Annotated in this window: 5 protein-coding genes and 1 pseudogene; 4 read left to right on the top strand and 2 right to left on the bottom strand. The window is 65.8% G+C overall.

Features of this window, described 5'->3' with window-relative positions:
• Window positions 1-43 precede the first annotated feature (43 nt).
• The 3 genes from JK364_RS46390 (at window position 44) to JK364_RS46380 (ending at window position 7,474) form a co-directional block, all read left to right on the top strand.
• Entirely contained in the window at window positions 44-2,413 is a 2,370-nt protein-coding gene (locus JK364_RS46390) for an Ig domain-containing protein (RefSeq protein WP_201857469.1), read from the top strand.
• 80 nt (window positions 2,414-2,493) lie between these two features.
• Complete coding sequence (locus tag JK364_RS46385) at window positions 2,494-4,872, top strand: glycoside hydrolase family 20 protein (RefSeq protein ID WP_230993574.1); 2,379 nt, start codon at window positions 2,494-2,496, stop codon at window positions 4,870-4,872.
• A 121-nt stretch (window positions 4,873-4,993) separates the two neighbouring features.
• Window positions 4,994-7,474 carry an Ig domain-containing protein gene (locus JK364_RS46380; protein WP_307841612.1) on the top strand — a complete coding sequence of 827 codons (2,481 nt, stop codon included), beginning with the start codon at window positions 4,994-4,996 and terminating at the stop codon, window positions 7,472-7,474.
• Here JK364_RS46380 and JK364_RS58270 read toward each other — a convergent pair.
• A pseudogene (locus tag JK364_RS58270) lies at window positions 7,450-7,828 on the bottom strand (transposase family protein); the annotation flags it as partial. The gene JK364_RS46380 and the pseudogene JK364_RS58270 overlap by 25 nt on opposite strands.
• A gap of 236 nt (window positions 7,829-8,064) precedes the next feature.
• On the opposite strand from JK364_RS58270, the gene JK364_RS46370 reads away from it, so the two are divergent.
• Window positions 8,065-11,130, top strand: a complete 3,066-nt coding sequence (locus tag JK364_RS46370) for a TIM-barrel domain-containing protein (protein ID WP_201857467.1) — start codon at window positions 8,065-8,067, stop codon at window positions 11,128-11,130.
• On the opposite strand, the gene JK364_RS58265 is transcribed toward JK364_RS46370, so the two are convergent.
• Window positions 11,084-11,698 carry an SIS domain-containing protein gene (locus JK364_RS58265; protein ID WP_201857466.1) on the bottom strand — a complete coding sequence of 205 codons (615 nt, stop codon included), beginning with the start codon at window positions 11,696-11,698 and terminating at the stop codon, window positions 11,084-11,086. The genes JK364_RS46370 and JK364_RS58265 overlap by 47 nt on opposite strands.
• Window positions 11,699-12,364 lie beyond the last annotated feature (666 nt).

The following is a 12,364-nucleotide window of genomic DNA, read 5'->3' as shown; positions in this document are numbered from 1 at the left end:
CAATCACGTGCTTCGTTGAGATTCACTTCACCGAGGAGAAAATATGGACAGACGTCGGTTTCTGGTCACCGGTAGTCTGAGTTCGATCACTGCGTTAGGGCTTGCCGTCGGCCCCGCTCACGCGGCGCAAGCGGCCAGAGCTGAGGCGTCCTCAAGCAAGCGGATTGTCGCGGGCTTCCTGTCGGTGGGTGTGAGCACCTCCGGTCGCGTGACCAGCCTGGTGGATCTGCGGGATGGCACGGACTATCTGGCGCCGGGCGCGTCGGTGCCGCTGGTCAGTGTGGTGGCCGATGGCAAGCATGAGGTTCCCGCTGAGGTGCGGGTCTCCTCGCGCAACCGGTGGATCCTGGAGTTCGGCAGCGAGAAAGTGACGATCCAAGTGAAGGTCGTCAAGTTTCCGACACATTCCACACTTGAAGTTGTCGGTCTGACGGCCGCCCCGGGCGTGGATGTGCAGACCCTACTGTGGGGCCCGCTGCCGACGAAGATCACCGAGACGATCGGTGAGACAGCCGGAGTGGTCGGCAACGACGATTTCGTCCTGGGGGTTCGTCCGCTCAACGACAAGACCGTGGGTGGGTGGCCGAACGAGCACCTGGCCTATGGGTTCGGCCCGGATCTCATCTGGAATCCCTATGGTCTGCAGACCGGAGTCAAGGATGAGTGGCTGGCGAGCAACGTCGCGGCGAAGACGCACTGGGGCAGCATCCTGCGCGCCACCACCTACGACTACAGCCGGGTGCGAGTCCGGCAACGCACCAATGGCTACGAGATCCCGCTCGGGCCGCTGCCGGCGCCGGAGGGCCGGATTGTCGGGTCGAAGATCGCCCTGTTCGGAAGTGCTCCGGATCTCGCCCTCACGGTGCTCAGTCAGATCGCCAAGAAGCACGGCCAGGCATACCCGACCATCGACGGGCAGTGGCAGAAGGCGGCCCAGCGCACCTCGCAATCCCACTTCTGGGTCCACGACCTCAACACGAGGAACGTCACCGTCGCCAGCCAGTACGCCAAGCAGGCCGGGGTCAGGAACATCTATGCGATCTCCGGTAACGGGCCGTGGGTGTCGCACGGGCACTACCAGTTCAACAGCTCGTTCGGGGGATCGGACGCGGCAGCCGCCACGTTGGTGGCTACGGCGGCGAAGGAGGAGATCGAGGTCGGTGTACACACCCTCTCCAACTTCATCGACGCCCACGACCCGTATGTGAAGCCGCCGGCCGATCCACGGCTGGCGGTGGGCGGGGCCGTCAAGCTGACCCGCCCGCTCGGCCGGTCGGACACCACGCTGTACGTGGACGCCGACCGCCCGCTGGGGTCCGGCGTTGACGGTCGGCGACTGCGTATCGGTGACGAGTTCATCACCTACGGCACCGTCACAAAGGTCAGCAACACGGAGTCGCAGGTCAGCGGCCTGAAACGGGCGCAGTGGTCATCGGCCGCGCAGTCCTACCCGGTCGGCACCAGCGTCGCCCGGCTCATCCAGAACGGCTACGGCGGCGCGATGGGTGGTTTGCCGATCATCGACGAGATCGCGACCCGGCTGGCCACCGCGTACAACAGCACCGGTATCCATGCCACGTCCTACGACGGGCTGGAATCGGCGGGCTACACCGGCTGGGGCGGCTACGGCTTCGCGCGTCTGGTCAACGGCGTCTACCGGCAGCTCAATTCCAAGGACTTCATCACCGAGTGCAGCAACCTCTCGTCCAACACCTGGGACGCCCAGTCCAGAGCCAGTTGGGGCGAGATCGGGGTAACGGACTATGCCCAGCTCATCCGGAGCAACACGTTCTACCGCGCCAACTATCTGCCCGGGATGATGGGCCAGCAGGGACTCTCCGGCAACGCCGGTCTTCAGACGATTGAGAACACTATGGCTCGGGCGGCTTCCCTCGACGCCGGCATCAACTTCGAGACCAGCGTGGGCAGCCTTCAGTCCGGGCAGAACACCGCCACGTTGCTCCGAGCCGTCAAGATCTGGGAGTCCGCACGAACGTCCGGCGCGTTCACTCCCGTACAGAAGAAGCAGTTGGGCACTGCGAGCAGGCATTGGCATTTGAATGAGGTCACGCCGATGCAAGAGTGGTCGCTGCAGGAGATGGACTCGTCTGGTCAGCCGATCGGCGAGCCGCAGCCGGTCAAGGCTCCGACGCCGGGCTTCATCACGCCGGAACCACCGGATGCCCAGGTCGGTGAGTTGTACGCGTACAAGGTGACCTCGAGTACTCCGCAGACCGTCCGCTACGACGTTACATCCGGCTGCCTTCCGTCCGGACTCACCCTCAACAAGGACACCGGCGGCATCACCGGTATTCCCTGCACGATGGGCGCCAGCAAGTTCACCGTCACCGCCCGCAACGGTGGGAGCATCCCCGACGCCAAGATCACCTACAAGGTGCGGACCACGCGGTAAAGGAGGCCCGGCACACCACAGCCCGGCTGATCGCCGACGGAACGCGCACGAACCTCCAGGAACAATCCCATCGAGAAAGCTTGGAGCTCCAGATGAGATTTTACCTGATACGCCTCGTGTGTCTGCTCTCCCTGCTGGCCTTAGCCGCTCCCGCCGCACCGGCGAGTGCCGCACCCGCCTCGGTCAACGACAAGCCCGCCGTGGTACCCGCCCTTCAGGAGTGGCAGGGCGGCACAGGTTCCTTCGAGCTTCGCCGGCACAGCCGTATCGTGCTCGCCGCAAAACGGGGTGACAGACTCCGCGACCAGGTCACAACGCTCCCGGACGAGATCGAGCAGGCGACCGGGCGGAAACTGGACATCTCACCCGGGAGCCCACGGTATGGCGACATCGTGCTGTCGGTCGATCCCACCCTGGCCGAAACCAAAGGCGGTGCCCGGTTCAAGGAGGAGGGATACACCTTCAGGGTCACCGACCGGAACGTATGGATCACCGCACGGACCGCGAAGGGCGTCTACTACGGCACGCGCACACTCCTGCAGATTCTGCTGCTCGACGACGGCCGCAACTCTGTGCCCGTGGGCACCGCCGTGGACTGGCCGAACTACAAGGTGCGGGGCTTCATGCTGGACGTCGGGCGGCGATTCTTCACCGCGGACTTCATCCGGGACTACCTGCGGCTCATGGGCTGGTTCAAACTCAACGAACTGCAGCTCCACCTCAACGACAACGGATTCAAGGGTGACAGGCCCTGGAGCAAGGTCCAGGCCGGCTTCCGGCTCAAGACCGATAACCCCGAGTTGGCCGGGCTGGCCTCAAAGGACGGAGCCTACGACCGACGCGACTGGGCCTCCTTCGAACACACCGCCGCCGCCAGCGGTGTCACGATCATCCCCGAGATCGACTCCCCCGCCCACTCGCTCGCGTTCATCCGGTTCCGACCATCGCTGGGTCTCAACAATGGCGAATCCGACCATCTGGACCTGTCAAAGCCGGAAACCACCGCGTTCATGAAGTCGGTATTCAAAGAGTTCGTACCCTGGTTCCGCAGTCCGGACGTGCACTTCGGCGCCGACGAGTACAGGGTGGACAAACCCCGCTACAAGGCCTACTTCAATGAAATGGCGGCCCACGTCCGCGCGCTCGGGAAGCATCCACGCGCCTGGGGCAGCTTGTCCATCATGGCACCCAGCGCCGACGGCTACGACCGCGACATCACCCTCAACAGCTGGAACAACACCTGGTACGGCCCGCAAGCCATCAAGCGGGACGGATACTCCTTCATCAACACCAACGACGCCCTGCTCTACATCGTCCCGTTCGCGAACTACTACCACGGCCATGGGCTGGACGGAAAGTATCTCTACGACCATTGGGAGCCCCATGTCTTCCCCGGTGGCCAAAGCGTTGCACCTGGAGACCCCCAACTGCTCGGTGCGATGTCCGCCGTATGGAACGACCTCACCGAAGCCACCTACAGCGAATTGGATGTACACGGGCTGGTCGAGCCCACGTTCGGAGCACTGGCGCAGAAGATGTGGAGCGGCACGAAGTCGGGCGTGCCATACAGCACCTTCCTCACGACCGTGCGGAGGCTGGGCGTGGGCACAGGGCTGACCAAGGTCGCCACGACGTTGGTCAACGCGGCAAACGGAGAGTTGAGCGTGGGCAGACCAGCGACCGCGTCTGCAGGCGAGGCCGGCGCAGCGTTCGACGGCGTGAGCACCACCAGGTGGGAGAGCGGCCCAGGAGATGACGCCTGGCTCCGAGTGGACCTCGGCCGACCGGAGACCATTACCAAGGTCAAGTTGGACTGGGCGCCCGCATACGGACGCGACTACAAGATCCAGGTCTCCAGGAACGGCAAGAACTGGACCACGGTCGCCCGCCGCACATGCCGCGAATCCGCGGGTTCCGACACGCTCACCTTCGATCCGGTCACGGCTCGGCACGTGCGGCTCACCGGAATCGAGGCGGGCCGGAAGCGGGACGGATACTCGCTGTGGAGCATGCGCGTCTTCGATGTGCCTGACCTGGCTTTGCGTCAGCCGACCACGGCATCGTCGTCCGAGGTGCCCAGCCTGGGACCGGAGAACGCCACCGATGGGGACGCAAAGACCCGGTGGGCCAGTGCCTACCGGGACGACGAATGGATCCAGGTGGACCTGGGCCGCTCGCGGACCGTCCGGCGCGCGCTGCTCGACTGGGAGACGGCCTCCGCACAGGACTACGACATCCAGGTCTCCGACGACTCGGTGAACTGGAAGACGGCCGCCGCAGTCAGAAGCAAGCCGGCGGGTGCCCGCGTGGATGAGCTCACTTTCCCGCCCGTGTCCGGCCGTTACGTGCGCATGCACGGCATCAGGCGCACATCCTCCTTCGGGTACTCGCTCAAGCGATTCGAAGTCCGGGCCAAGAGCCCGGGGGCTGACCTTCGCGCTGCGGGGAAGCAGCGTTGACCACCTGTGTTCACCAACATCACCGCACACACCGACGCCGCCGCAGGAATTGACACAACGCGTCACAGCTTCGGTGCCATCGGTATCAGCCATCTCGACGCCCTCGGCGAGGGCATAACCCGTGAACCACCGTGCAAGCGGTCGACCTCACTCATGCGTGAGGCAAGAAGCAAGCCGATTGGGAGGAATCATGGACAGGCGAGGTTTCCTGATCACCAGTGGCTTAAGTTCATTCGCAACGATCGCGGGTCCGGCGATCGCTGAGCCGGCCTTCGCGGCGCAGGGAGGCAGACCATCACGGATCGAGGCGGGATTCCTGTCGGTGGGTCTCGACCGGGCCGGTCGGGTGGTCGGTCTGGTGGACCTGCGCGACGGAACTGACTATTACCTGGCGGCAGGTCGGTCAGTGCCCCTGGTGTCTGTCGTGCTGGGTAACGGAGAGCACGAAGCCCCTGCCTGCGTGAAGGTTTCGGCAGGCCATCCGCGTGTGCTGGTGTTCAGCAGCGACAAGGTCAGGGTCAAGGTGAAGGTCGCCAACCATGCGATGTACTCGACCCTCGAGGTCATCGGTCTGAAGGCTGCGCCGGGTGTGGATGTGCAGACATTGCTGTGGGGGCCGCTGACGACGAGCGTCACCGAAACGGTGGGCGAGGATATCGGTGTGGTCGGCAACAGCCGCTTCGCGTTCGGCATCATCCCGCTCAACGACAAGACCGTCGGCGCCTGGCCCAAGGAGTTCGACGAGCTCGGGTTCGGATCGGACGTTCTGTCACTACCGTATGGGCAGAGCGGGACGCAGAACGACTGGAGCGCCGGGGCGAAGACGTCGTGGGGCAGCATCCTGCGTGCCTACACCTACGACTACAGCAAGGTCCGGATCCGTGAGGGCGAGATGCCGATCGGCCCGCTGCCGGGATCCGAAGGGCAGATCCTCGGGTCGAAGCTGGCGGTATTCGGCACCGCACCGGATCTTGTGCTCACCGTGCTCAGCCAGGTCGCGCAGCATGAGGACCAGCCGTACCCGACCATCAACGGGCAGTGGCAGAAGGTGGCCCGGCCCACCCGGCAGCCGTTCCTGACACTGCACGACCTCAGTACCACGAACCTCGCCTCCGCCATAAAGTTCGCCCAGCAGGCAGGGATCAAGAACGTCTACTCCGTACAGGGCTCCGCCGGACCCTGGAAGTCAACCGGCCACTACCAGTTCAACAGCAACTTCGGCGGTTCGGACGCCGCCGCGACCCAGATGGTGGCGACCGCCGCCGCGAGCGGGATGCGGGTCGGCGTGCACACCCTGTCCAACTTCATCTCCGGCAACGACCCCTACATCGTTCCGCCACCGGCCGACAAGCGGCTCACGACCGGCCTGACGGTGAAGCTGACCCGCCCCCTCGCCGCGGCAGAGACGACCCTGTACGCCGATGGCAGCTCTGGCGGCGGCCGTTACATCCGCGGTCACCGACTGCGGATCGGCAACGAGTTCCTCACGTACTCCGGCATGGCCCAGATCAGCGGTACCGAGTGGCAGTTCACCGGCGTCAAGCGTGCGCAGTGGGGATCCGCCGCGGCGTCCTACCCCGCGGGGACCAGCGCCACCCGGATCGCCGAGAACCAGTACGGCGGAGCCCGAGGCGACCTGCCGATCATCGACGAGATCGCTACCCGGCTGGCCACCGCGTTCAACACCACCGGCATCAGGAACGTCTCGTACGACGGACTGGAGGAGGCATCCTGGAACGGCTGGAGCGGGCACGGTTTCGCGCACCTGGTCAACGGCGTCTACCGTCGGCTGAAGTCTCAGGACAACTTCATCTCCGAGGCTTCCAACCTGTCGTCCAACACGTGGTTCGCCCAGTCGCGGATCAGCTGGGGTGGCATCGGGTGGGGCGACTCCAACTATGAGCAGGTGAAGCGGAACGTCAACTTCTACCGCGCCAACTACTTCCCGCCCATGGGTGGTTCGCTCCCGATTGGCGGTAACACCAGCACGCTCAGCATCGAGCAGAGCCTGGCGCTGGGGGCGTCCCTTGGCGCGAACTTCGGCTGGTTCCAGACAAGCGTGAGCGGCCTGTCCGGAGGATCCAACACCACGGCGATCCTCGCCGCGATAAAGACCTGGAATTCTGCCATCGCGGCCGGAGCATTCACTCCCGCCCAGCAGAAGCTCATGACCGACCAGAAGAAGTATTGGCACCTGAGTGAGGTGACCGCGGGTAAGAAGTGGTCGCTGCAGGAATTGGACTCGGCCGGCACGCCGGTCGGGGCGGCGCATGTGGTGGAGGCGCCGAAGCCTGGTTTCACTACGCCGGAGCCGTCCAAGGGCCGCGTGGGTGAGCTGTACGGGTTCAAGGTCACCTCGAGCACGCCTCAGACCGTTCGGTACGAGGTCACTTCCGGTGCTCTGCCGGCCGGGCTGACTCTGAACAAGGACACCGGTGGTATCACCGGAATCCCCACCACCCCGGGGGCCAGACAGTTCACCATCACCGCCCGTAACAGCGACAGCGTCCCCGACGCAGCAGTCACCTACAGGCTGAGCGTCACCCCCGCCGCTGATCGAGCCAGCCAGACCAGACCACCCGTCCGAGCGCGGCGGTCCTGACGGCACGAAGGAGTGTGCGAACACCGCCCAGTTTGTTCAGCCCCTTGTGCGAGCGGTGTTCCACCGAACTCATCAGTTCCCGGTGAGCCGGCCCGTAGGAGCAGCGCTTGTCGGCCGTGACTTTGACGAACACCGCATCGAGATGCCACGTGTCGCCGGCCGGCGGCGGCGCAACGCGGCCGCGCACTGGGGCCCGAACCAGTCGCGCCACTGGCGGACCGCCTCGTGGGAGACGGTGATCCCACGAGCCATCAGCAGCTCCTCGACCTCGCGGAAGGAGAGCGGGAAGCGGTGGTACAGCCACACCGCCTGGGCGATGACCTCCGCCGGGAACCGTAACCCCTTGTACGGCACTGCCGCCTCGGCCCCACGGCCAGCCTCTCCCCGGCAATTATCCCAGCCCCCAGGCCACCAGCTCAAGTTGGCAATGCCCTTGCATGCACTCTTGTACCGCCAGCATGACTTGGTTACATTCCGTTCATAGGCTCAAGCGTCGTACGCATAGGTGAACTTAAGGCAGTGTCATCTCTGTGCAGGGAGCCTTCCGAGGCTCTTCTGCGCCCTCCTTCGAAGAGCCACAAGGAGTCGCCATGCCCAGCTCGATGAATCGTCGCCAGTTCAACCGCGCAGCCCTCGGTGCCGTCGGTCTGCGTCTGACCGCAGCCGCCCTGCCCGCCTCCGCCGCCTCGGCCCTTTTCGCAGTTCCCGCCCATGCCGAGGGCCAGGAGAGACTCGGCGACTACGCCGGCCACACGGTGGACACCCGCAGTCTCACGGTGGCCAGCGCCACGGGCCAGCAGCTGAAGTTCACCGCCTATGGCGATCAGATGGTGCGAGTCCAGGCGATCCGTGCAGGTGAGACGTTCTTTCCGGACTCGCGTTACGAGATGGTGGTGCCCAGCAATCATGCGCGGATACGAGGAAGCCTCGGCGTCGCCGACCACGACGGCTCCCTCGTGATCACCACCGCAGGCATCGACGGTATCCGGATCGTGCTGCGCAAGAAGCCCCTGCGGATGGAGTTCTACCGGAAGCACTCGATGTGCTCCACCAAGGCCGGCGATCTGCTGGCCAAGGAGGACGACACACGCAGCATCAGCTGGGGTGGCCCCGAGAGCAGCGTGGTCACGCAGGAATTCATGCCGCCCGCGCAAGAGGCGAACGAGCGCTTCGTCAAGGCCGGACACGGCACGTTCGGACGGTCGCCCAAGCTCGACCGGACCGGCGATGCCGTATCGCACAACTACGCCACTGCGAACAACGGGCAGGCGCCCGCTATCGTCCCCCTCTATCTGTCCAGCAACGGCTACGGCGTCTTCTTCAACACGACCTTTGACACCACTTTCAGTTTCGGCGGCAGCAGGCCGTATGCGTTCTCCGCCGACGATCACAACACCGAGGGTGTCCGTCCGCAGCTGGACTACTTCCTCATCAACGGCCCGGACTTCGCCGGCCTGCTCGACCAGTACACGCAGCTCACCGGCCGCCCGCGGCTGCCCCAGGCATCCATTTTCGGCCTGCAGATGTCGGACAAGAATTTCGCGAGTGTGAGCGACCAGAACTGGTGGCGTCAGAAGATCACCGAGCACCGTGCCGCCGGCTTCCCGTTCGACCACCAGGTCAATGACAACCGTTGGCGGCAAGGTTCGGGCGCCTGGTCGGGATCGTGGTTCGAGTTCAGCGACGAGCGCTGGCCCGATCCCGCGAGTTACAAGGAGTGGGCCGCTGTCAACGGCATCACGGTCACTCTGGACTACAACCGCAACAACTCCAACGAGATGGAAGGCTGGATCGCGGGGCCGCCGCCCGGCTACAGCTTCAACGCCGCTGACCTCACGGCAGTGAGCGAAAAGGACGCGGTGCCCGACTGGAGCAGCCCCGCCACCCGCGCCTGGGTGTGGAGCGTCTTCTGGAAGAAGGCATTCGACCCCGCCTTGAAGTATCCCGGCGACGGCCTCTGGCTGGACGAGCCCGACGAGCTGGGACGCATCCCGTACAACGCCGACACGGCCAACGGCTGGAAGTGGTCGGAGCTGCGCAACGCGTACTTCTTCTACTTGCACAAGGGGGTCGGTCAGGAAGGCTGGGATCCCGACACCGGCGACCACATCGGCCGCGCCAAGCGCCCGTGGAACTGGAGCCGGGGCGCCTCCGCGGGTCAACAGCGCTATGGCCACTACTGGACCGGCGACATCGACTCCACCTACGACGAGATGCGGATGCAGATTAGGGGAATGCAGGCCGCCGGCCTCGGCGGCTTCCCGTACGCCAACATCGACGGCGGGGGGTACCACCCCTCCGCGAACGGCTTGATCTCCGATCCCCTCTACCGCAATTGGCCGGCGGCATGGTCGAGCCTCTCGCCGATCTGGCGACCGCACGGCGCGGCCAACACGAAGGACGCGGGGCAGCGGGCCTCACGCTGGCCGCTGGACCAGAGCGCGGACGCGCAGGCGGACTTCACCAAGTACAGCCGACTGCGCTACACGCTCATGCCCTACATCTACACAATCGCCCACCAGGCGCACTCCACCGGCATGCCGATGGCCAGGGCCATGTTCATCGACTACCAGGACAGGGCCATCGCCTACGCGCACGACCTGCAGTACATGTGGGGCCCCTCGCTGCTGGTCGCGCCACTGACCTCGGACGGCGGCGGCAGCGCTCAGGTCTGGTTGCCCGCGGGCAGCACCTGGTACGACTTGTGGAACGACGTCCAGTACACGGGCTCAGACAGCACCGAACTCTCCTGTTCCACCCGCACCGGAGAGATACCCGTGTTCGTCAAGGCCGGTGCCATCCTGCCCAGGTATCCCTACGCGCAGAGCACGAAGTACATGAACAAGCGGCAGTTGGAGATGGACGTCTACAGCGGCGCCGACGGTGCGTTCTCCCTTGTCGAGGACGACGGGGTCACCGAGGACCACCAGCGGGGCGAGCGGAGCGTCACCGAACTGACCTACGCCGACAAGGCGCGCAAGGTCGTCATCCGCCACCCACGGGGAACCTATGCCGACGCACCCACTGCGCGCCGCTACGTGGTACGCCTCCACGGTCTCTCAGCGCCCGTCGGCATGCGTGTCAACGGCGGCTCCACCCTGCCCGCCTTCACCAGCGAGGCCGTGGCGATCGTCAACGGATGTGGAACGGTGTGGGATTCCGCCCGGAAGGTCCTGTCGGTCGTGACACCCTCGATCGCCGCGGCCGAGCGCGACGGTGTGGCCGCGAAGATCGAGCCGAGTGGCGAGCAGCTCCCAACGGCCACGGGCGGGACCGTGTACCAGGCCGAGAACGCCGCCGCCCTGCACGGCGCGTTCATCGACACGCGGCACCCGGAGTACACCGGCACGGGTTACGCCGCCTTCGCCGACTCCTCGGCGGACGGCGCCTTCATCGAGTGGACCGTCGACGTTCCGGACGGCGGGAGCAGGGCGCTGACATTCCGCTATGCCAACGGCGGCGTGACCGATCGCCCGCTGTCCGTGTCGGTCAACGGCTCCCCTGTCGAGAGCGCCTTGCCGTTCGCCCCGACCGGGGGATGGGCCACCTGGAGGACGACCTCCCTCGCCACCTCGCTGCCCGCGGGCAAGGTCACGATCCGCGCGACCACTACCGGATCCAATGGTGCTCACATGGACAGCCTGACGATCCAATGACCCCTCCAGCGCCCGGGTATCGGCGATTCCCTGCGACCCAACACTCCGAAACACCATCGAATGGTTGCGACGACCGCATGATTTCCCCGCCGGCTCGGCGGACGATGGCTGAGCACACCGGTACGACCGGCGTCGAGGTCGCCGCGAGCCACTCCTTGTACCTGTCCCGGCCCGACGTGGTCGCCGTGAGGCCCAGCAGCAGGGCGCTCTGCTCGAAGAGGGTGCCGCCGAACTGGCCGGACCCGGCGGCCGGGATCCGATCACCGCGTCCGACAGGCCAGCGGGGGTGCTGTCGGCGCCGGGAGGTCACGGCGAGGATCCGCGCGCCGCTGTCGCGGGCGAGACGTGCGAGATGGACGGTCACGGGTGTCTCGCCGGACCCGGGGATCATCACGAGCCCGTCGCCCGCGCCGATCGCGGTCGCGGTCGCCTCGCCGAGGGCGTGGGCCTCGTAACCGGTGTGCATCAGACGCATCGCGCTCATCTGCGCGACAAGGCTCGAGCGCCCCAGCCCGGAGCAGAACCAGCGGCGCCCGCCTTCGCCGAGCGGCCGGTCGGATGGGTTCATCTGCGCGGCCGAGACCGTCGTGAGACCGCCGGATATCTCGTTGTCGACTCTAAGTCAACTGCCTTGCCGCGCACGCGCGTTCACACCACCGCCTTCAGCCCACCCGGCTGACTCGCCGTCAGTTCCAGCTACGTCGTCCCATCTCCGCGGCGCCCGTTTGGTGATGCGGAAGGCCAAGAGGCGCTGGCTCGACGTCCATGGCCTGACGGGCTTCTCCCAGATCGCCGTGGAAGCCCAACACACGACCCTCACCGAGGCCCTCGACGAGGCGGATCTCTCCCTGGGACGACCCACGCCTGCAGATCATCACCCTGCCACCGCTGAGCCAGAACCTCCTGGCCACCTCGTCGTGTCGAGGAGTATCAGAGGCCCCTGCTCGTGCCCGTGGGCACCCGTCTGCGCCCCCGCCTGACGACTGACACGACCAGGACGACCGGCCCGGCTCGACCAGCGATGGCGGGCAGCCGGCTCGTCAGGGTCGGCGCCGTGTTCGCGCACGGCGCCGACAACCCCAACTGCTCGACCACGAGCTTGCGCGCCGATCCCGGCGGTCCTGGTCGACGGCGTCGCGGAGCTGGTCCGCGAGGAGACCGGGAAACTCGACACCACCGGCTTACCGGGAAGTACTTCGCAGGCCGGAGCCCCGAGCTGCCGGTAGATCGACTG

Source organism: Streptomyces endocoffeicus (assembly GCF_016741935.1).
In the GTDB taxonomy this organism is placed as follows: Bacteria; Actinomycetota; Actinomycetes; order Streptomycetales; family Streptomycetaceae; genus Streptomyces; species Streptomyces endocoffeicus.
Note: the sequence above shows the minus strand (reverse complement) of the source record. Positions and strands in the feature narration are given on the sequence as shown.